Origin of the sequence: Pseudomonas sp. COR18, from assembly GCF_048568395.1 — a bacterium.
GTDB lineage: Bacteria > Pseudomonadota > Gammaproteobacteria > Pseudomonadales > Pseudomonadaceae > Aquipseudomonas > Aquipseudomonas fuscovaginae_B.
Genome location: NZ_CP183808.1, coordinates 6080737 through 6105390, shown reverse-complemented (window position 1 = coordinate 6105390; position 24654 = coordinate 6080737). Strand labels below are relative to the sequence as shown.

At 66.4% G+C, this 24654-nt stretch carries 1 protein-coding gene (only partly in view); it reads right to left on the bottom strand.

The annotated features are described in order from the left end of the window. Window positions 1-24654, bottom strand: the 5' portion of a protein-coding gene (locus tag ACM62G_RS27535) for a non-ribosomal peptide synthase/polyketide synthase (RefSeq protein WP_419736068.1). 6219 nt of this gene lie to the left of the window's left edge; only the first 24654 of its 30873 coding nucleotides appear in the window; its start codon is at window positions 24652-24654; its stop codon lies off the left edge, out of view.

The following is a 24654-nucleotide window of genomic DNA, read 5'->3' as shown; positions in this document are numbered from 1 at the left end:
GGAGGTGTAGATCACATAGGCCAGGTGCTCGGGACGAACGTCCGCGCGCAGCGGGTTATGGTCTGGCTGGGCCAGCAACCCCTCATGCCCGGCCTGGGCCGGATCGAGCAACAGGACCGGTACGTCACTCGGTGGCAACACCGACCGCAGCGACTCCTGGGTGAGGATCACTGCCGGCGCGCAGTTGCCGAGCATGTAGGTCAGGCGATCGATCGGGTAGTCCGGATCCAGCGGCACATAGGCGGCACCGGCCTTGAGAATCCCCAGCAGCCCCGCCACCATCGCCTGACTGCGTTCGACACAGATCGCTACCCGGTCGTCCGGGCCGATGCCCAGGCCGATCAGGCGGTGGGCGATACGGTTGGCCTGGCGGTTGAGCGCGTCGTAGCTCAGGCTGCCCTGCTCATCCACCACCGCGATCGTTTCACCGCAGTCGGCGACCCGTGCCTCGAACAGCCCGTGCAGGGTCAGGTCTTGCGGATAGTCGACCGCCGTGGCGTTGAAACCGTCCAGCAGTTCCTGGCGCTGCGCCTCGTCGAGCAAGGCGATCTCGCCGACCAGCGCCCGTTCATCGGCCGCCATGCCGCGCAGCATGGCTTCCAGGTAACCCAGGCAGCGCTGCATGCTCGCTTCGTCGAACAATGCCGTGGCGTACTCCAGGGTACCGAACAGGCGGTCGCCCACTTCGGTCATGTCCAGCAGCACGTCGAACTTGGCCGTGCTGCTGGTCACTCCGATGCCCTGCAGGGCCATGTCACCCAGCGCCAGATCGACATCCTCGGTGTTCTGCCAGGACAACATCGCCTGGAAGATCGGGCTGTGGGCCAGGCTGCGTTGCGGCCGGACCACCTCCACCACCTGCTCGAACGGCAGGTCCTGGTTCGCCTGGGCGGCCAGGGTCTGCTGCTTGACCTGTTGCAACAGGCTCTCGACGCTCGGTGCGGCCGAGAGGTCGACACGGATCGCCAGGGTATTGACGAAGAACCCGATCAGGTCCTCCACCTCCGCCTGCTGACGGTTGGCCGCCGGCGTACCGATCACCACGTCGTCCTGGCCGGACAGGCGGCTGAGCACTGCGGCCCAGGCGGCCATCACCGTCATGAACAGGGTGCTGCCCTGGCGCTGGCTCAGCGCCTTGAGGTCGCGGGTCAGCTCGGCGTCGAGGGCCAGGCCTACCGTATGCCCGCTGTAGTCCTGCTGTGCCGGCCTTGGCCGGTCGCTCGGCAGGGTCAGAAGAACCGGCGCCCCGGCCAGGGCCTGCTGCCAGTACTGCCCCTGCCGTTGCAGGACTTCACCCTCCAGCCAGCGACGTTGCCATAGCGCATAGTCGGCGTATTGCACCGGCAGGGCCGGCAACGGATCTTCCGCGCCCTGGCGGAAAGCCTCGTAGAGCGTGCCCAGCTCACGGGTCAGGACGCCGGCGGACCAGCCGTCGGAAACGATATGGTGCAGGGTCACCAGCAACACATGGTCGTCATCCGCCATGCGCACCAGCCGTCCACGCACCAGCGGCCCGTTCACCAGGTCGAATGGCTCGCGAGCCTCTTGCGCGGTGATGGACCGCAGTTCTTCTTCCGCCTGGGCCTGCCCGGTCAGCACCTGCCATTGCAGGTTGAAACCGATGTCGGCCGGGGCGATGCGTTGCTCCGGCTGTTGCCCCGGCAACTGGATAAAGGTGGTGCGCAACGCTTCGTGGCGGGCGACGATACGATCCAGCGCCTGCTTGAGCGCAACACGGTCCAGGCTGCCACGCAAACGCAGCCCGGCCGGGATGTGATACGCCGCGCTGCCACCGTCCAGTTGCGCAAGGAACCACAGGCGCTGCTGGGCGAACGACAACGGCAGGGCCTGCTCGCGCGACACCGGCACGATCGGCGGCTGGCTGCTGCCGGCGGCGTGCGCCAGCACCTCGGCCAGGGCCGCCAGTTCCGGCTGGGCAAAGATGTCCGCCAGGTTCAGTTCGACGCCCAGGCGTCGACGCACCTGGGAAATCAGGCGCATGGCCAGCAGCGAGTGGCCACCCCGCTCGAAGAAGTGGTCGTGACGCCCCACCTGTTCCAGGTTGAGCAGGTCCTGCCAGATCTGCGCCAGGACCGTTTCGACAGTGCCTTGCGGGGCGACCTGCTCACGGCTGGCAAAAGCCTCCTCCGCCGGGGCCGGCAGGGCCTTGCGGTCGAGCTTGCGGTTCGGGGTCAGCGGCAACGCGTCGAGCAGCACGAAGGCGCTTGGCAGCATGTACTCGGCCAGTTGCGGCGCCAGTTCCGCGCGCAGGCTGGCGGCGTCCAGGCTTGCCTCGGGTTGCGCGACCACATAAGCCACCAGACGCTTCTCGCCGGGGTTGTCTTCCCGGGCGATCACCACCGCTTCCTTGACCCCGGCGCAGTTGCCCAGGCGCAACTCGATTTCGCCCAGTTCGATGCGGAAACCGCGGACCTTGACTTGGAAGTCGTTACGCCCCAGGTACTCGATACGGCCGTCGGCCATGTAGCGGGCCAGGTCACCGGTCTTGTACATGCGCGCATCAGGCTGGTCGCTGAACGGATCGACCAGGAAGCGCTCGGCGTTGACCTGTTCGAGGTTCAGGTAGCCGCGTGCCACACCATCGCCACCGATGAAGATCTCGCCGGCCACACCGTACGGCACCGGCTGCTGATGGGCATCGAGCAGGTAGATCCGGGTGTTGGCCATCGGCTTGCCGATGGTGGCGTTGCCGCTGCCCTCGCTGCCGGCCTCGGCATCATGGCTGACGTACGCCGCGGTGCAGGACACCGTGGCCTCGGTCGGACCGTAGGTGTTGATCAGCCGGGTATGCGTCGGGCGCACTTCATCCCAGAGCTTGAGCTTCTGCGCCGACAGCGCATCGCCGGTGACGTTGATCAGCCGGACATCGGCCAGGCAGCGCGCGGCCAGTTGCGGCTGGCTGTGCCATTCGGCGGCCAGGGTGTGCCAGTGGGCGGCGGTCATGTGCAGGAAGGTCGGACGGATGCCGTAGTCCTGCGTCCCCTCGCTGCCAAAGATCTCCCGGCTTGGCGCCAGGGTGGCGCCAGCCAACAGGGCCGGGAAGATCTCCTCCACCGACAGGTCGAAGTTCAGCGTGTTCTGCTGCAGCACGGTGTCCGCCGGGGTCAGGCCGAACAGGCGCGCGGCATCGACGCTGTAGTTGACCAGCCCGCGGTGTTCGATCATCACCCCCTTCGGATTGCCGGTGGAGCCGGAGGTGTAGATCACGTAGGCCAGGTTGCGTACGCCCAGATCCGGGACCACCGGGTTGTCGTCGCGCTCGCTGAAAGCCTGGCGCTGGTCGGCGTCGAGCAGCAACCGCATCAGTTCCAGTGCCGGCAGGCGTTCCTGCAATGCACGTTGGGTCAACAGGACCGACGGCGCACTGTCCTCGATCATGTAGGCCAGGCGTTCGGCCGGATAGGCCGGGTCCAGCGGCACATAGGCCGCACCGGCCTTGAGCACGCCGAGCAGGCCGACCATCATTTCCACCCCGCGCTCGACGCAGATCGCCACCCGGTCGTCCGGACCGACGCCCAGGCCGATCAGTCGATGGGCCAGGCGGTTGGCTTCGCGGTTCAGTTCGGCATAACTCAAACGCTGATCCTGGAAGGCCACCGCGATGGCCTGCGGTTGCGCCTGCACCCTCTCCTCGAACAACTGGTGAATCGTGCTGTGGCTCGGATACGGCACTTCGGTGGCATTGAGGCCCCGCAGCAACTGTTCACGCTCGGCGTCATCGAGCAATGGCACCCTTTCCAGCACCTGCTGGTCATCGGCGACCATGGCTTCCAGCAGGCGCTGGAAGTAGCCCAGGTAACGCCGCATGGTGCCTTCATCGAACAGCGCGGTGGCATATTCCAGCGAACCGAGCAGGCGGCCCTGGACTTCGCCCAGGTCCAGCGAGAGATCGAACTTGGCCAGGGTATGCCCCGCGTCCAGGCCTTCCAGGCGCAGGTCGCCGAGGGCCAGGTCGCTGCCGCCCATGTCCTGCCAGCTCAGCATCGCCTGGAAGATCGGGCTGTGGGACAGGCTGCGCACCGGCTTGACCACTTCCACCACCTGCTCGAACGGCAGGTCCTGGTGCATTTGGGCGCCCAGGGTGGTGGTCTTGACCCGGGCCAGCAAAGCCTCGGCGGTCGGCTGCGCGCCGAGGTCGACGCGGATCGCCAGGGTGTTGACGAACAGGCCGATCAGCCCTTCGACTTCACTGCGGGTACGGTTGGCCACCGGCGAACCGATCACCACTTCCTCCTGCCCGGCCAGACGGCCGAGCAGCGCGGCCCAGGCGGCCATCACCGTCATGTACAAGGTGGTGCCGTGCCGCTGGCCGAGGGCCTTGAGGCCGCGGGTCAGCTGTTCGTCGAGGACCACCGGCAGCGCGGCACCGGCATAGTCCTGCTGGGCCGGACGGACCCGGTCGGTAGGCAGCATCAACAGCGCCGGGGCATCGGCCAGGGCCTGTTGCCAGTACCGGGTTTGCTGTTCCAGCCGCTCGCCGCTGAGCCAGCGACGCTGCCACACCGCGTAATCCAGGTAGTGCAGCGGCAACGGCGCCAGCGGATCTTCCTGGCCCTGGCTGAACGCGGCGTAGAGCGCGGCCAGCTCGCGGGTCAGGACATTCATCGACCAGCCGTCGGAGACGATATGGTGCAGGGTCACCAGCAGTACGTGATGATCCTCGGCCAGGCGGATCAGGCGGCCGCGAATCAGCGGCCCCTGTTCCAGGTCGAAGGCTTGCAGGGCTTCCTCGCTGGCGAGCGCCTGCAGTCTGGCGTCGACATCCGCCAGGCCCTGCAGATCGTGCAGTTGCAGGCTGAAGCCGGCGTCTGCCGGGGCGATCCGTTGCAGCGGCTGTTCGTCGTCGCCCAGGATGAAACTGGTGCGCAGGCCTTCGTGACGCGCGACGATGCGCTCCAGGGCCCGTTGCAGGGCCGTACGGTCGAGCACGCCGCGCAGGCTCAGGCCACCGGGCATATGGTAGGCGGCGCTGGCGCCCTCCATCTGCGCCAGGAACCACAGGCGCTGCTGGGCGAAGGACAACGGCCAGGCCTGGTCGCGGGCCACCGGCACGATTTCCGGCAAGGTGCTGCGCCCGGCCTGGGCGATCACCTGGGCCAGGTCCGCCAGTTCGGCCTGGGCAAACAGCTCGGCCAGACCCAGTTCGACCCCCAGTTGCTGGCGAATCTGCGAAATCAGGCGCATGGCAAGCAACGAATGACCACCCAGTTCGAAGAACCGGTCATGCCGGCCGACCTGGGACAGGCCGAGCAACTCCTGCCAGATATGGGCCAGGGCGATTTCGATCTCCCCTTCGGGGGCCACGTAGCCACGATGGCTCAAGGCACTGCTGTCCGGTGCCGGCAGGGCCTTGCGGTCCAGTTTGCCGTTCGGGGTCAGCGGCAGTTTTTCCAGGACGACGTAGACGGCCGGGACCATGTACTCCGGCAGTTTTTCCTGCAGGTGGCGGCGCAGGCTGTCGATCTCCACCGAAGCATGACCCTCGGCCAGGGTGTAGTAGGCCACCAGGCGCTTGTCGCCCGGCACGTCCTCGCGGGCGGTGACCACCGCTTCGTGAATGGCCGGGTGTCTGGCCAGGCGGGCGTCGATTTCGCCCAGTTCGATGCGGAAACCGCGGATCTTCACCTGGTCGTCGTTGCGGCCCAGGTATTCGATATTGCCGTCTGGCAGGTAGCGGCCAAGGTCGCCGGTGCGGTACATCCTTGCCGAAGCGTCCTGGCTGAACGGGTCCCGGAGGAAGCGCTCGGCGGTCAGATCATCGCGGTTCAGGTAGCCACGGGCCACGCCGGCACCGCCGATGTAGATTTCACCCGGGACGCCCAGCGGGACGGGTTGCTGCTGTTCGTCCAGCAGATAGAACTGGGTGTTGCCCACCGGCTTGCCGATATGCGGGGCGAAGCCCTCCTCCCGATCCATCGCCACCCAGCTGGAGTAGGTGGTGGTTTCCGAAGGGCCGTAGAGGTTGCACAGGCGCTGGACTGTGGTTTTCTCGAACAGCGATTCCACCAGGCTGCGTTTCAGCGCTTCACCGGCCACGTTGACGGTGTGAACTGAAGCAGGCAGACCATCCACTTCCAACAGCGCTTTCAACGCTGAAGGCACGGTGTTGATCAGGCCGATATCGTGCTCGCCGTGCTGCAGTTCCAGGACGTTTTTCACCACCTCGATACTGCCGCCCGAGGTCAGCGGTGCAAAGCACTCATAGACCGCCAGGTCGAAGTTCAGCGAGGTCGAGAACAGGGTCTTGTCTAAGGCTCCGTTGCCAAAGGCCCCGTGGGCCCAGGTCAGGAAGTTCACCGTGTTGCGGTGTTCGATCATCACGCCTTTCGGCAAGCCGGTCGAACCCGAGGTGTAGATCAGGTAGGCCAGATGGGCCGAGGTCAGGCCCGGCACTTGCGGATTCCGGACGGATTCGTCCTGCCAGGTGCCCTGATCCAGATTGATCACCGGTACCGACACGCCGGCCAGCAACTGCTGGGTCGCGTTCTGGGCCAGCACCACGGCCGGCGCACTGTCCTGCAGCATGTAGGCGATCCGCTCAGCCGGATAGGCTGGATCCAGCGGCACATAGGCGCCCCCGGCCTTGAGAATCGCCAGCAGGCCGACGACCATCTCGGCGCCGCGTTCGACACAGATGCCCACTCGCGAATCCGGCTGCACACCCTGCTTGCGCAAGGCATGGGCCAGGCGGTTGGCCTGCTCGTTCAGTTCGAGATAGCTCAGGCGTTGTTCACCATGCACCACCGCCAAGGCATCCGGCGTGCTTGCCACCTGGGCCTCGAACAACCCATGAATGGTCTGCGCCTGCGGATACTCCAGCGCGGTGTCGTTGAAGCCCACCAGCAACTGCTCACGCTCGTCGGCCGGCAGGATCGACAGGCGGTTGAGCGCCGTGGTCGGCGCCTGCTCCAGAGCCTGGACCAACTGCTCCAGGGCGGCTTGCATGTAGCCGCCGATCCGACGCGCGTCGATCTGTTCCACGGCCTGGATGGTGAGCATGAAAGCCTCGCCCAGGTCATCGACGTTCAGGCACAACGGATAGTTGGTACGCTCCTCCATGCTCAGGGTCTGCATACCCTGCCAGGCTGCAATCGCCTCGGACGAAGCCACGCCACCGGTGCTATGGCGGTAGTTCAGCAGGGCACTGAACAGCGGCAGCGAACCCGGTACGCCGCTGCAACGCTGGGCCAGGGACAATGAAGCATGCTCATGACCGAGCAGGGTCGACAGGCGCTCATGGGTGGCCTTGACCCCGGCCAGGGCGCCGAGGTCTCCGACGCTCAGGCGCAACGGCAAGGTGTTGATGAACATCCCCAGGGCCCGGTCGCTGCCCTCGCCGCCCAGCATCCGTCCCATCAGCACGGTGCCGAACACCACCTCATCCCGACCCGAGAGGCGGCCAATCACCTGGGCCCACGCCAGGTGCATCAGGCTCGCGGCGCTGACGCCCAGTGGCCGGGCAATGCCACGCAGGCGCAGGCTCAGGCCGCTGTCGAGCAGTTGTTGCACTTCAACGACGGCACGGCCGTCACCCTGCACGTCCTGCAGGCCATAGGGCAGCGTCGGCTCGTCGATATCGCCGAGCATGTCGCGGAAGAACGCTTCATGTTCCTCCCGGCTGGCCCCCAGGCGTGCCTGGGCCACATGATTGCGATACGGCACCGGGGCCGGCAATTGCCCGGTCAGGCCCTGCAGGCTGGCCTGCATCTCTTCCACCACCACTTCCAGGGCCGTGTGGTCCAGGGCCATGTGATGGAACAGCAACATCGCGCTGATCCGCTGGCTGAGCGGCTCCTGGGCATAGGCGATCCGCATCAGCGGCGCCTGGCCGATGTCCAGGCGGTAGTGGCGCGGATCGAACCGCTGGTGCAACTGGGCCAGTACCTCACCCGCCGCCGGATCGACCGTGACCTCTTCCAGGCTCAGTTGAGCCTCGCGCCAGACCACCTGCACCGGCTGGTCCAGGCCTTCCCAGGCCACGCTGGTGCGCAGGATGTCGTGGCGTTCGATCACGCTCTGCAGGGCCTCGGCAAACGCGGCCAGGCGCTGGCGGTCGTCGAAGGCAAACAGCACCTGCAGGACATAGGGGTCGCCCTCATGGGCGGCCAGGTGGTGATAGAGGATCCCTTCCTGCAGCGGTGCCAGGGCATAGATGTCCTGCACATTGGCTACGCCACCGGGCACGTTCGCGACGATGCGGTCGATGGCGGCCTGATCGAGATCGGCCAGGGGCAGCATGTCCGGGGTGATGCGTTCGCAGCCCGGCACGATCAGGTTGTCCGGCACGCGGACTTCCTGATGCCCGCCCACCGCCGCGGCCAGGGCCGCCAGCGTCGGTTGGCTGAACAGCACGCGCACATCGGCCACCAGACCGACCTGGCGCATGCGCTCGATCAGCTTGACCGCCAGCAATGAATGCCCACCCAGCTCGAAGAAGTGGTCATGGCGCCCCACTTGCGGCAGTTGCAGCAGCGACTGCCAGATCTGCGCGATGGCGTTTTCCACGGCACCTTCGGGGGCCGCGTATTCACGTCGCACCAGGGCTTGCGCATCCGGCGCCGGCAGCGCCTTGCGGTTGAGCTTGCCATTGGTGGTCAGCGGGAAGCTGTCCAGGCTGACGAAGGCACTGGGCACCATGTAGTCGGCCAGCGAAAGCGACAGTTGCGCACGCAGCTCGGCGGCCACCACCTCGTGGCCGGACGCGGCAACCACATAGGCCACCAGGCGCTTGTCCCCCGGTTCGTCCTCACGGGCCAGCACCACCGCCTCGCGGACACCCGTGCAGGCGCCCAGGGCGGCTTCGATTTCGCCCAGTTCGATGCGGAAGCCACGAATCTTCACCTGGTCGTCATTGCGGCCCAGATAATCGAGGCTGCCATCGGCCAGCCAGCGTCCCAGGTCGCCGGTCTTGTACAGGCGCGCCTGGGGATCCTTGCTGAACGGATTCGGCAGGAAACGTTCGGCCGTCAGCTCGTCACGGTTCAGATAACCCCGCGCCACCCCGGCACCGCCGACATACAACTCGCCGACCACGCCCACCGGCACCGGCTCGCGCCGGCTATCGAGCACGTATAGCTGCAAGTCGGGAATCCGCACGCCGATGGGGCTGACGCCAGCACGTTGCGCATCGGCCGCCACCAACGGGCAGTAGGTCACATGCACGGTGGTTTCGGTGATGCCATACATGTTCACCAATTGGGTGCCGGCGTTGGCCACCCGTGCGTACCAGGGCTTGAGCATCCCGGTTTCCAGGGCTTCGCCACCGAAGATCACCTGGCGCAGGGAGTGGCGCAATTCGCTCTCGCCCTGGGCGTTGAGCAACTGGCGGAACGCGCTCGGGGTCTGGTTGAGGACCGTGACGCCGGTAGTGCACAGCAGTGCGTAGCAATCCTGCGGCGAGCGGCTGACCAGTTGCGGCACGATCAGCAAGCGACCGCCATGCAGCAGCGCGCCCCAGATTTCCCAGACCGAGAAGTCGAAGGCGAACGAATGGAACAACGCCCAGACATCCTGCTCGTTGAATTCGAACCAGGCCCGGGTGGCCGAGAACAGCCGGGCGACGTTGCGGTGCTCGACCATCACGCCCTTGGGCAGCCCGGTGGAGCCGGAGGTGTAGATCACATAGGCGAGGTGGTGCGGGCTGATCCCGCTGACCCGCGGATTGCTGCTGGGCTGGGCCTGCAGGGCCGGGCTGCGCAGGTCCAGCCGGGGACCGTCGAAAGTCTCCAGCAGTGCCAGGCCGGCGGCATCGGCCAGCACCGCCACCGGGCCGCTGTCGCGCAACTGGTAGGCGATCCGCTCGGCCGGATAGGCCGGGTCGATCGGTACGTAGCCGGCGCCGGACTTGAGGATGCCGAGCAGGCCAACCATCATCTCCAGGCCACGCTCGACACAGATCGCCACCCGGTCATCCGGACGCACGCCCAGGGCCAGCAACTGGTGGGCCACCTGGTTGGCGCGGGCATTGAGCTCGCCGTAGCTCAGCGTGCGGTCTTCGTATTGCAGCGCCACGGCTTCCGGTTGCGCCACCGCCCAGGCTTCGAAGGTGCGGTGGATCAAGGTGTCATCGGCATAGGAGACATGCGGAGTGTTCCAGCTTTCCAGCAATTGCTGGCGCTCGCCCGCCGGCAGGATGTTCACCCCGCCCAATGGGGCTTGCGGTGTCTGTTCCAGCGCCTGCACCAGGTTTTCCAGGGCGCAGTGCATATAGTCACAGATCCGTTCGGCGCCGATCTGCGCCTCGGCCATGACCGTCAGGTTGAAGCCCTCGCCCAAGTCATTCACCGACAGGGTCAGGGGGTAGTTGGTGCGTTCTTCGCCGTCCAGGGCCTGGATGCCTTCCCAGGCGGCCAGCGCCTGGTCGGTGACACGGGTATCGATCTGCCGGTAATTGAGCAGTGAACTGAACAGCGGCGTCGACGCGGCCACGCCGCTGCAACGCTGCGCCAGTACCAGCGACGCATGCTCGTGGGCGAGCAGGTCGCTGAGTCGGGCATGGGTGGCCTTCAGGCCCTCGCGCACGCCCTGTTCGCCCAGGGTCACGCGCAGCGGCAAGGTGTTGATGAACATGCCCAGGGCCCGGTCGGCGCCCTCGCCGCCCTGCAGGCGACCCAGCAGCACGGTGCCGAACACCACATCGTCCCTGCCCGACACGACGCCCAATACCCGGGCCCAGGCCAGGTGATACAGGCTGGCGGCGCTCACCCCGAGCTGCCGTGCCTGCAAGCGCAGGCGCCGGCTCAGGTCGGCATCCACGCCCCGCTGGACTTCCTCGATGCCGCGACCATCGCCCTGCACGTCCTGCAGGCCGAAGGGCAGTGTCGGTTCCTCGATATCGCCCAGCATGTCGCGGAAGAACGCTTCGTGCTCCTCGCGGCTGATTCCCTGCCAGGCCTGGGCCACATAGTTGCGATACGGCACGGACGGCGGCAGTTCCCCCTGCCGGCCGAGCATGTGCGCCTCGATTTCGCCGCAGAGGATACGCAGCGAAGTGGCGTCGTCCACCAGGTGATGGAACAGCAGCATGCCGACCCAGCGGTTATTCGATGGATCCTGCGCGTAGCCGATGCGCATCATGGGCGCCTGACGAATGTCCAGGCGGGTGTGCCGCGGGTCCAGGCGCTCGCACAGTTGTTCGGCGATATCGCCAGCCGCCGGGTCCAGCTCCAGCCGTTCAACGCCCAGAGGCGCGTCACGCCAGACCACCTGTACCGGCGCATCCAGGCTTTCCCAGAGCACTGCGGTACGCAGGATGTCATGCCGCGCCACCACCCCTTGCAGGGCCTGGGCGAAGCTGTGCAGGCGTTCGAGGCTGTCGAAGCCGAACAGCGCGTATTGCAGGTACGGGTCGCCCTGGGTCGCGGCCAGGTGGTGATACAGGATGCCTTCCTGCAAGGGGGCCAGGGCGTAGATATCCTGCACATTGGCCAGGCCACCAGGCACGGCGGCCACCACGCGATCGATATCCTCCTGACCCAGGGAGACCAGCGGCAGCATGTTCGGCGTGATGCGTTCGCAATCGGCCGGGATGACATTCGCCGGCACCTCGATCTCGCGCTGGCCGCCCACGGCCGCCGCCAGGGCGGCCAGGGTCGGCTGGCCGAACAGCACGCGCACGTCGGCACTGAGGTCGATCTGGCGCATGCGCTCGATCAGTTTCACCGCCAGCAGCGAGTGACCGCCCAGTTCGAAGAAGTGATCGTGGCGACCGACCTGTTCCAGTTGCAGCAGGTCCTGCCAGATACGCGCAATCGCCATTTCGGTGGCGCCTTCGGGCGCTTCATAGCCACGGCTGGCCACCGCCGAGCGATCGGGGGCCGGCAACGCCTTGCGGTCGAGCTTGCCGTTGGCGGTCAGCGGGAAGGCTTCCAGATTGACGAAGGCGCTTGGCAGCATGTATTCGGCCAGCGTCTGGCGCAGTTGGTCACGCAACCATGCGGCGTCGAGTCCGACGCCGGCGGCGATGACATAGGCCACCAGGCGCTTGTCGCCCGGCTCATCCTCGCGCACCAGAACCACGGCATCGCGCACGCCCTCGCAGGCGGCCAGTTGCGCCTCGATCTCGCCCAGCTCGATACGGAAGCCGCGGATCTTCACCTGCTCGTCGTTACGCCCCAGGTATTCCAGGCTGCCATCGGCCAGCCAACGACCCAGGTCGCCGGTGCGATACAGGCGGGCATTCACGTCGGTGCTGAACGGGTTGGCAAGGAAACGCTCGGCGCTGAGTTCGGCGCGGTTCAGGTAGCCACGGGCGACCCCGGCCCCGCCGACATACAGTTCGCCGACCACCCCCACCGGTAGCGGTTCGCGACGGGCATCGAGGACATAGAGTTGCAGGTCGGGAATCCGTTTGCCGATCGGACTGGCCCCGATGCGCTGGGCATCCTCAGCCTGCAATGGGTAATAGGTCACGTGCACTGTGGTTTCGGTGATGCCGTACATGTTCACCAGTTGCGTACCGGCGTTCACGGACCGCGCATACCAGGGCTTGAGCATCGCCGTGTCCAGCGCCTCACCGCCGAAGATCACCTGGCGCAGGGCATGGGGCCGGCCGTTGTCGCCCTGGGCGGCAATCAGCTGGCGGAACGCGCTTGGCGTCTGGTTGAGCACTGTCACCCCGGCGCTGCACAGCAGTGCGTAGCAATCCTGTGGCGAGCGACTGACCAGTTGCGGCACGATCAGCAGACGCCCGCCATGCAGCAGCGCACCCCAGATTTCCCAGACCGAGAAGTCGAAGGCGAACGAGTGGAACAGCGCCCAGGTGTCCTGTTCGTTGAAACCGAACCAGTCCTCGGTGGCCGTGAACAGCCGCGCAACGTTGCGGTGCTCGACCATCACGCCCTTGGGCAGACCGGTGGAACCGGAGGTGTAGATCACGTAGGCCAGGCTCGCGGAAGTCAGCCCCGGCACCTGCGGATTGCGGACGGACTCGTCCCGTAGATCCCGATCATCGAGATTGATCACCGGCACCTGCACTGGTGGCAAGGCCTCCTGCACCGACTGCTGGCTCAACAAGGCCACCGGTTCACTGTCGCCCAGGGTGTAGGCCAGGCGCTCACGGGGATAGGCCGGGTCCAGCGGCACGTAGCCGGCACCGGACTTGAGGATCCCCAAGAGGCCGATGATCATCGCCGGGCCGCGTTCGACGCAGATGGCCACCCGGTCATCCGGGCGCACACCCAGGGCCTGCAGGCGGTGGGCCACCTGGTTGGCGCGGGCATTGAGTTCGCCATAGCTCAGGCTTTCGTCCTGATGCACCAGCGCCACGGCCTCCGGCCGCTCGGCGGCGCGGGCCTCGAACTGCTGGTGGATCAGTGCATCGGCGGGATAGGTCCGGCCAGCCTGGTTCCAGTGCTCGAGCAGTTGCTCGCGCTCGCTGGCCGGCAGGATCGAAATCGCCTGTACGGCGCTCTCTGGTGCCTGCTCCAGGGCCTGAACCAGGCCGTCCAAGGCGCTGTGCAGATAGCCGCAAAGACGTTGTGCACCGATGGCCGTCGCCACCAAGGCCGTGAAGTGGAACCCTTCCCCCAGGTCGTCGACGTTGAGGGTCAGCGGATAGTTGGTGCGCTCTTCGGCCCCGCCCAGCACCTGCATGCCCTGCCAGGCGCTCTGCGCCTGCTCGGTCACGGCCAGGCTGCTGTGGCGGTAGTTGAGCAAGGCGCTGAACAACGGCAGCGGCGCGCTCACCCCGCTGCAACGCTGGGCCAGCGCCAGGGAGGCGTGCTCGTGCCCGAGCAAGGCAGTCAGTTCGTGGTGGGTGGTCTTGACCCCCTCACGCACGCTTTGACCACCAAGGGTCACCCGTAGCGGCAAGGTATTGATAAACATGCCCAGGGCCCGGTCGGCGCCATCGCCGGCCTGCATCCGGCCCAGCAGCACCGTGCCGAAGACCACCTGGTCACGACCGCTGACCTGCCCCAGTACCTGGGCAAAGGCCAGGTGCACCAGACTCGCGGCACTCACCCCGAGCTGACGGGCCTGGGCTCGTAAACGCAGGCTCAGGCCCAGGTCCAGGGCCAGGTGGGCCTGTTCGATCTCGCTGCCGTCACCCTGCACATCCTGCAGGCCGAACGGCAGGGTCGGTTCGTCGATATCGCCGAGGCGTGCGCGGAAGAACCGTTCGTGCTCCTCCTGGCTCGCGCCCAGGCGGGCCTGGGCCACATAGTTGCGATAAGGCACAGCGGCGCCCAGTTGCGCCTGCTGGCCGAGCAGAGCGGCCTGCATCTCGTGCTGCACCACGTCCATCGCGGTGTGGTCCATGACCAGATGATGGAACAGCAGCAGCCCCAGCCAGCGCTGGTTCGGCTCGTCCCAGGCCTGGGCCAGATGCAGCATCGGCGCCCGGCGGATATCCAGGCGCACCTGGCGCGGATCGAAGCCGGCCTGCAACTGCTCGGCGATATCGCCGACGCGAGGGTCCAGCGCGCGCTCCTCGGTGCTCAGTTCGGCACGGCGCCAGACCACCTGCAAGGGCTGGTCGAAGCCTTCCCAGTGAATGGAAGTGCGCAGGATGTCATGTCGGTCGATAACCGCTTGCAGTGCCTGGACGAAGTCGTCCAGGCGGGCACGGCTGTCGAAGGCGTACTGCGCTTGCAGCACATAGGGGTCGCCCTCCTCGGCGCTGAGGTGGTGATAGAGAATCCCCTCCTGCAACGGTGCCAGCGGGTAGATATCCTGGATGTTCGGCGCACCGCCCGGCACGGTGGCCGCGATACGGTCGATGGCCGCCTGATCCAGCTCGATCAGCGGCAACATGTCCGGGGTGATCCGCTGGCAATCCGGAGCAATCCGGTTGGCCGGCACCACCAGGTCGCTGGCCGTACCCACTGCCGCGGCCAGGGCGGCCAGGGTCGGCTGGCTGAACAGCACCCGCACATCGGCACTCAGGCCTGCCTGGCGCATGCGCTCGATCAGCGTCACCGCCAGTAATGAATGACCGCCGAGTTCGAAGAAGTGGTCGTGGCGACCGACCTGCTCGACCTTGAGTACATCGGCCCAGATCGACGCCAGCAGCACTTCCACTTCGCCCTGCGGCGCCTCGTAGCCGCGGCTGATCAGGGCCTGGGCATCCGGCACCGGCAGCGCCTTGCGGTCCAGCTTGCCGTTGGCGGTCAGGGGCAAGGCATCAAGCTGCACGTAGGCCGCCGGCACCATGTATTCCGGCACGGACTCTTGCAGATGGTCGCGCAGACTCTCGATCGGCAGCACGGTTTCAGGCTGCTGCGCCGTGAAGTAGGCCACCAGACGTTTGTCGCCCGGAACATCCTCGCGGCACAACACCACGCTTTCCCTGACCTCGGGATGCTCGACCAGGCGGGCTTCGATCTCGCCCAGTTCGACCCGGAAGCCGCGGATCTTCACCTGGGCGTCATTGCGGCCCAGGTAGTCCAGGTTGCCGTCGGCACGCCAGCGCACCAGGTCGCCGGTGCGGTACAGGCGGGCGTCCGGCTCGCCGTCGAATGGGTCGGCGAGGAATTTTTCCCGGGTCAGTTCTTCCCGGTTCAGGTAACCCAGGGCCACGCCCTGCCCGCCGATATACAGCTCCCCTGCCACACCCACCGGCACCGGCTGGCCCTGGGCATCGAGCACGTACAGGCAGGTGTTGCCCACGGGGCGGCCAATCGGGATGCCCCCGTTGCCGACCGCGGTGATTTCGTAGGTCGCGGAGAAGGTCGTGGCTTCGGTCGGGCCGTAGCCGTTGAGCAGATGCTCGGGGGCACTGTTTTCCAGTACCCGGGCGATCACCGCCGGGTCCAGCACGTCGCCGCCGACGATCAGGTAGCGCAGACGGGCAAACGCTTCACCCAGGCCGGCAGCGTATTGATGGAACAACCCGGCGGTCATCCACAACACCGTCACCGACTGTTCCAGCAACAGGCGCTGGAAGTTCGCCGGGGACAGCAGGTCGTCCTGGCCGATCACCACCACGCAACCGCCATTGAGCAGCGGCGCCCAGACATCCAGGGTACTGGCGTCGAAGGCCGGGTTGGAGGCGAAGGCCACCCGGTCCTGGGGAGTGAAGTCGGCATAGCCGTTGTTGATCACCAAACGAGTGATGGCCCGGTGCGGCACCAGCACGCCTTTCGGGGTGCCGGTGGAACCGGAGGTGTACATGATGTACGCCACGCTTTCGCTGGACTGGGTGATCCCCAGGTCATCCGGATCCAGAGCGGACAGGTCCAGACGGTCCAGTTCCACCCGCTGTGCCGAGGTCGCCAGCGACACCTGGCTATGGGTCAGCAGGACCCGTGCCTGGCTGTCCTCGATCATGAAGCCCTGGCGTTCGAGCGGTGCATTGATGTCCAGCGGCACATAGACCGCCGCGCACTTGAGCGCCGCCAACTGGCTGACCAGCAGGTCATGGCTGCGCGCCAGCAGCATCGCCACGCTGTCGCCCGGCTGCACGCCGAGGCCACGCAGGTGCCGGGCCAGGCGGTTGGCTCGGGCGCTGAGCTCGGCGTAAGTCAACGCTACGCCGTCGTGGATCGCCGCGCACGCCTCGGGACGGGCACGGACCTGGGCTTCGAACAGCCCGTGCACGGTCTGCGTGCGTGGGTAGTCGCGATGGCTGGCGTTGAAGCCCGCCAGCAGTTGCTCGCGCTCGGCATCGGGCAGGATCGTAAGTTCAGCCAACGGCGTCTGGGGCGCCTGCTCCAGGGCCGCCGCCAGGTTGACCAGGGCCGTGTGCATGTAGTCGCAGACCCGCTGCGCACCGATACCCTCCAGGGCCAGGACACTCAGCGAGAAGTCTTCGCCCAGGTCGTCCACCGACAGTGTCAGCGGGTAGTTGGTGCGTTCTTCACTGCTGAGAATCTCGATCCCTTGCCAAGCCTGCAAGGCCGGTTCGGAAACCGCGTCGACGGCGCTATGCCGGTAGTTGAGCAAGGCACTGAACAGCGGGGTTGGCGCGGCCACGCCGCTGCAACGCTGGGCCAGGGCCAGGGACGCATGTTCGTGACCGAGCAGCGCGCTCAGTCGCCCGTGGACCGCCTTGACCCCGTCCCGCACCCCCTGCTCGCCCACGGTGACCCGCAGCGGCAAGGTATTGATAAACATCCCCAGGGCCCGATCGGCACCCTCGCCGCCCTGCATCCGCCCCATCAGCACGGTGCCGAACACCACATCCCGGGTGCCCGAGACCTTGCCCAGCACCTGGGCCCAGGCCAGGTGGTGCAGGCTGGCGGCGCTGACCCCCAGTTGCCGGGCCAGGGCCCGCAGTCGCTGGCTCAGGGCTGACGGCAGAACGGCACTCACCTCGTCGATAAGGTGGCTGTCGACCTGCACATCCTGCAGGCCGAATGGCAGGGTCGGCTCGTCGATATCGCCCAGCATCTCGTGGAAGAACGTTTCGTGTTCCTGCTGGCTGGTCCCCAGGCGCGCCTGGGCCACATAGTTGCGGTACGGCACCGGGCTGCCCAACTGCTCGGCCTGCCCCAGCAGATGCGCCTGGATTTCATGCCGCACCACCTCCAGGGCGGTGTGGTCCAGGGCCATGTGGTGGAAGCGCAACATGGCCACCCAACGCTGTTGGCCCTCGTCCTCGGCGAACACCAGTTGCATCAGGGGAGCCTGGGTCACGTCCAGCCGGGAGTGGCGGGTGTCGAAACGCGCCTTGAGCTGATCCGCCACCTCACCGGCACGCGGATCCAGCACCAAGGCTTCGCAATGCAGGCGGGCCTGGCGCCAGACCACCTGGACCGGTTCGTCCAGGCCTTGCCAGAGGACGGCGGTGCGCAGGATGTCATGCCGGTCGATGACCTGTTGCAACGCCTGGGCAAAGGCGTCCAGCCGCTGACGGTCCGCCACGTTGAACAGGGCATGGAGAACATAGGGATCACCCTGCTCGGCGGCCAGGTGATGATAGAGAATGCCTTCCTGCAGCGGTGCCAGCGGATAGATATCCTGCACATTCGCCGCACCACCCGGCACGCTGGCGACGATTCGCTCGATCGCCGCCTGGTCCAGGTCGATCAGCGGCAGCATGTCCGGAGTGAGGTGCGTGCAGCCCGGCGGGATGGCATTGGCCGGGACCACGATCTCACGTCCGCCACCCACGGCAGCGGCCAGCGCGGCCAGGGTCGGCTGATTGAACAGCACCCGCACATCGGCGCTCAGACCGGCCTGGCGCATGCGTTCGATCAGGCTCACGGCGAGCAGCGAATGCCCGCCCAGTTCGAAAAAGTGATCATGACGTCCGACCTGCTCGACCTTGAGCACCTCGGACCAGATCCGTGCCAGGGTGATTTCGGTTTCGCCTTGGGGAGCCTCGAAGCCACGATGGCTCAAGGCACTGCTGTCCGGTGCCGGCAGGGCCTTGCGGTCCAGTTTGCCATTCGGCGTCAGCGGCAGTTTTTCCAGGACGACGTAGACGGCCGGGACCATGTACTCCGGCAGTTTTTCCTGCAGGTGGCGGCGCAGGCTGTCGATCTCCACCGAAGCATGACCTTCGGCCAGGGTGTAGTAGGCGACCAGGCGCTTGTCGCCCGGCACATCCTCGCGGGCAGTGACCACCGCTTCGTGAATGGCCGGGTGTTTCGCCAGGCGGGCATCGATTTCGCCCAGTTCGATACGGAAACCGCGGATCTTCACCTGGTCGTCGTTACGGCCCAGGTATTCGATGTTGCCATCCGCCAGGTAGCGACCGAGGTCGCCGGTGCGATACATCCTTGCCGAAGCGTCCTGGCTGAACGGGTCCCGGAGGAAGCGCTCGGCGGTCAGGTCGTCACGGTTCAGGTAGCCACGGGCCACGCCGGCACCGCCGATGTAGATTTCACCCGGGACGCCCAGCGGGACGGGCTGCTGCTGTTCGTCCAGCAGATAGAACTGGGTGTTGCCCACCGGCTTGCCGATATGCGGGGCGAAGCCCTCCTCTCGATCCATCGCCACCCAGCTGGAGTAGGTGGTGGTTTCCGAAGGGCCGTAGAGGTTGCACAGGCGTTGCACGCCGGTTTTCTCGAACAGCGATTCCACCAGGCTGCGTTTCAGCGCTTCACCGGCCACGTTGACGGTGTGGACTGAAGCAGGCAGACCATCCACTTCCAACAGCGCTTTCAACGCTGAAGGCACGGTGTTGATCAGGCCGATATCGTGCTCGCCGTGTTGCAGTTCCAGGACGTTCTTCACCACCTCGATGCTGCCGCCCAAAGTCAGCGGTGCAAAGCACTCGTAGACCGCCAGGTCGAAGTTCAGCGAGGTCGAGAATAGCGTCTTGTCCAAGGCCCCGTTGTCGAAGGCCCCGTGGGCCCAGGTCAGGAAGTTCACCGTGTTGCGGTGTTCGATCATCACGCCTTTCGGCAAGCCGGTCGAACCCGAGGTGTAGATCAGGTAGGCCAGATGGGCCGAGGTCAGGCCCGGCACCTGTGGATTCCGGACGGACTCGTCCTGCCAGGTGCCCTGATCCAGATTGATCACGGGCACCGACACGTCGGCCAGCAACTGCTGGGTCGTATTTTGGGCCAGCACCACGGCCGGCGCACTGTCCTGCAGCATGTAGGCGATCCGCTCGGCCGGATAGGCTGGATCCAGCGGCACATAAGCGCCCCCGGCCTTGAGAATCGCCAGCAGGCCGACAACCATCTCGGCGCCGCGCTCGACACAGATCCCCACGCGGGAGTCCGGCTGCACACCCTGCTTGCGCAGGGCATGGGCCAGGCGGTTGGCCTGTTCGTTAAGCTCGCGATAGCTGAGTTTCCTGCCGTCATGGACCACCGCCAACGCGTCCGGCGTACGCTCCACCTGGGCCTCGAACAACCCATGAATGGTCTGCGCCTGCGGATATTCCAGCGCGGTGTCGTTGAAACCCACCAGCAACTGCTCGCGCTCGTCGGCCGGCAGGATCGACAGGCTTTGCAGCGACGCTTGCGGCGTATGTTCCAGTGCTTCCAGCAACTGCTCCAGCGCCGTGCGCATGTAGCCACACACCCGCTGCGCACCAACCGAGGATGTCACCAACGCGGTCAGCTTGAAGCCTTCGCCCTGGTCGTCGACGTTCAGCGTCAGCGGATAGTTGGTGCGTTCTTCCTCACTGAGGATATGGATACCCTGCCAGGCCTGCATGGCCTGTTCGGACACACTGCCCACGGCGCTATGCCGGTAATTGAGCAGGGCGCTGAACAGCGGCAGTGGCGCCGCCACGCCACTGCAGCGCTGGGCCAATGCCAGGGACGCATGCTCATGCCCCAGCAACGCGGTCAACCGCGCATGGGTCGCCTTGACTCCGGCGCGTACCCCCTGCCCACCCACCGCGACCCTCAGCGGCAAGGTATTGATGAACATCCCCAGCGCCCGGTCGGCGCCCTCTCCGCCCTGCATCCGGCCCATCAGCACGGTGCCGAACACCACATCCTGCCGGCCCGAAACCTTGCCCAGCACCTGGGCCCAGGCCAGGTGCATCAGGCTCGCGGCACTCACCCCCAGGTGCCGGGCCTGAGCGCGCAGGCCCTGGTCCAGCCGCTTGTCCAGCAGCAGGCTGGCCTCGTCGATATCCCGACCCTCGCCCTGCACGTCCTGCAACCCGAACGGCAGGGTCGGTTCGTCGACCTCGCCGAGCATGTCACGGAAAAACGCTTCGTGATCGGCCTGGCTCACACCCAGGCGCGCCTGGGCCACGTAGTTGCGATACGGCACCGGTGCCGGCAGGGTTTGGGCCTCGCCCAGCAGCCAGGCCTGCATTTCATGTTGCACCACCTCCATCGCCATATGGTCCAGGGCCATGTGATGGAACAGCAGCATCGCGGTGATGCGCCGGTTGAGCGGATCTTCGGCATAGGCCAGACGCATCAGTGGAGCCTGGCCGATGTCCAGGCGGTAGTGCCGGGGGTCGAAACGGCCATGCAGTTGCGTGCCGATATCACCGGCCGCCGGGTCGAGCTCGAGCGCATCCAGGTGCAGTCTCGCCTGGCGCCAGACCACTTGCACAGGCGCATCCAGGCCTTCCCAGACCACCCCGGTGCGCAGGATGTCATGGCGGTCGATGACCGTCTGCAAGGCCTGGACAAAGGCGTCCAGGCGCGGGTGATCATCGAAGGCGAACTGCGCCTGCAAGACATAGGGGTCACCCTGCCCGGCGGCCAGGTGGTGATAGAGAATCCCCTCCTGCAACGGCGCCAGCGGATAGATATCCTGCACATTCGCGACACCACCGGGTACCGTCGCCACCACCCGGTCGATCTGCGCCTGGGTCAGGCTGACCAGTGGCAGCAGGTCCGGGGTGATCCGCGCGCAATCCTGCGCAATCAGGTTGGCCGGCACGCTGATCTCGCGTCCGCCTCCCACGGCGGCGGCCAGGGCCGACAGGGTCGGCTGGCTGAACAGCACGCGCACGTCGGCACTCAGGCCCAACTGGCGCATGCGCTCGATCAGGCTCACCGCCAGCAGCGAATGGCCGCCCAATTCGAAGAAGTGATCGTTGCGCCCGACACGCTCGACCTTGAGCAGGTCGGCCCACAGCTGTGCCAGGGTGGTTTCCAGTTCGCCCTCGGGCGCCTCGAACTCGCGACTGGCATAGGCGTCGGCGTCCGGCGCCGGCAAGGCGCGGCGATCCAGCTTGCCGTTGGCGGTGAGCGGGAACGACTCCAGGATCACGAAGGCACTCGGCACCATGTATTCGGCCAGGGACGCCGCCAGCTCGCTGCGCAGCGCAGGCACCGACAAGGCGTTGCCTGGCTCGCCAACCAGATAGGCCACCAGGCGCTTGTGCCCGGACTCGTCCTGGCGGGCCAGCACCAGCGCTTCCCTGACGCCCGCGCAGGCGGCCAGGCGTGCCTCGATCTCCCCCAGTTCGATGCGGAAACCGCGAATCTTCACCTGGTCGTCGTTACGCCCGAGGTACTCGACAACACCGTCCGCGTTCCAGCGCGCGAGGTCGCCGGTACGATACATCAGCGCCCCGGCCTGGTCGCTGAACGGGTCGGCGATGAATTGCGTGGCGTTCAGTTCCGGCCGGTTCAGATAGCCCTTGGCCACGCCCTGCCCGCCGATATACAGCTCGCCGGCCACGCCCACCGCCACCGGTTGGCGCAAGGCATCGAGGATATAGACCTGGCTGTTGCCGATCGGCCGGCCGATGGGAATCGCACCGTTGCCGGCCGAGGTGATTTCATGGGTGGTGGAAAAGGTCGTGGCCTCGGTCGGGCCGTAGCCGTTGAGCAGATGCCCGGGGGCACCTTCGGCCAGCACCCGGGCGATCACCGAAGGATCCAGCACATCGCCACCGACGATCAGATAGCGCAATTGTGCGAAGGCGTCCATCAGGCCGGCGGCATACTGATGGAACAGGCCGGCGGTCATCCACAGCACGCTGACCGACTGGGTCAGCAGCAGGGCGCGGAAGTCCTCCAGGGACAGCAACACCGACTGTTCCACCACCACCACGCAGCCGCCGTTGAGCAGCGGTGCCCAGACATCCAGGGTACTGGCGTCGAAGGCCGGGTTGGAGGCGAAGGCCACCCGATCCTGCCTGTTGAAATCGGCGTAGCCGTTGTTGAGCACCAGGCGGCTCACCGCGCGGTGCGGCACCAGTACCCCCTTGGGGGTTCCGGTGGAGCCGGAGGTGTACATGATGTACGCCACCGACTCGGCGCCCGACAGCGGCTGCGGGTTCGACACGTCGGTGACCAGCGCCAGCGCGTCCAGATCTACCCGCCGGACACCCTCCGGCACCTCGCTGGAGCCGCGGGTCAATACCTGCCGCGCCTCGCTGTCATGCAACATGAACGCCTGGCGCTCGGCGGGAGCATTGATATCGAGCGGCACATAGGCGGCGCCGCACTTGAGGATTGCCAACTGGCCGGCCAGCAGGTCGAAGGAACGCTCCAGCAGCAGGCCCACGCGATCGCCCGGCTGTACCCCGAGACCGGCCAGATACTGCGCCAGGGCATTGGCCCGGCCGTTGAGTTGCCGGTAGGTCAATGCCTGCCCGCCCTGCACGGCAGCCAACGCATCGGGCTGCGCCGCCACCTGCTGCTCGAACAGCTGTACCAGGCTGCTGTGCCGTGGATAGTCACGCGCCGTGGCATTGAAGCCATGCAGCACCTGCTGGCGTTCGGCGGCCGAGAGGATCTCCAACTGCTGCAACGGTGTCTGCGGCGCTTGCTCCAGGGCTTCCACCAGCGCCGCGAGAGCCGCCAGCATATAGTCACCGATACGTTGCGCACCGATCTCCACCAGGGTCTGGACGGCCAGGCTGAACCCCTCGCCAAGATCGTCCACCGACAGGGTGATCGGATAGGTGCTCTGCTCGTCGCCACCCAGGCTCTGCAAGCCGGCCCAGGCCCGGGCGGTCTCGGCCGAGACCTGCGAGCCGGTGGCGCTGTGGCGGTAGTTGAGCAGCGAGCTGAACAAGGGCGTCGGGGCAGCCACCCCACTGCAACGCTGGGCCTGGGCCAGGGACGCGTGTTCATGACCGAGCAAGGCGGTCAGGCGTGCGTGGGTGGTCCTGACCCCTTCGCGGACCGCGTGCCCCTCGAGTTTCACCCGCAACGGCAGGGTGTTGATAAACATGCCCAACGCCCGGTCGGCGCCCTTGCCGCCCTGCATCCGGCCCATCAGTACGGTGCCGAACACCACATCGGACTTGCCCGACACGGCGCCCACCACCCGCGCCCACGCCAGGTGATGCAGGCTGGCGGCACTGACGCCCAAGTGGCGGGCCTGGTCGCGCAGACGCCGGCTCAGATCGGCGTCGACAGGAAGGTGCAGCTCTTCGATCCGCGGGTTGCCGCCAGGTATTTCCGCTACGCCAAATTGCAGGGTCGGCTCATCGACGTCCGCCAGCATGTCGCGGAAAAAGCCTTCATGGGCATCGGCGCCGGTACCGAGCCGGACCTGCGCCACATAGTTGCGGTAGGGCACCGCCTCGGGCAACGCGTGTCCTTCGCCGAGCAGGTAGGCCTGCATTTCGTATTGCACCAGCTCCAGCGCGGCATGGTCGATGGCGATGTGGTGGAACAGCAGGAGCGCGACCCAGCGCGCATTGGCCCGGTCCTCGGCGCACACCAGGCGCATCAGCGGGGCCTGGCGCAGGTCCAGGCGGTAATGCCGGGGATCGAAACGCTCACACAGGCGGGTCTCGATATCACTGTCTCCGGGTGCCAGGGCGACTTCCTCCACCGCCAGCGTCGCCTCGCGCAAGACCACCTGCATCGGCTCATCGAGGCCTTCCCAGACCATCGCCGTGCGCAGGATATCGTGCCGGTCGATCACCGCTTGCAGGGCCTGGGCGAAATCGTCGAGACGTTCGCGGCTCTCGGCCGCGAACAACGAACGCAATACATAGGGATCGCCCTGCCCGGCGGCCAGGTGATGGTAGAGAATCCCCTCCTGCAGGGGCGCCAGCGGGTAGATGTCCTGCACGTTGCCGGCTCCGCCCGGCACCGATTCGACAATCCGGTCGATGGCGGCCTGGCCAAGGTTGGCCAACGGCAACATCTGCGGCGTGATGCGCAAGGCCGGACTCAGCCATTCCCCTCCGTTTCGAGCCACCAGCCTGAGCAGTTCCGCCTTGTGCACGACCAGGCTATCGAAGACGGCGCTGTCAAGGCCCTCGTCGTCACCAAGAATCACCAGATTGTCTTCTTCCAGTTGAAGGCCAATCGCGTGCGTGGAAAGAACTGCCATCAATTCGCTGAAGTGCAT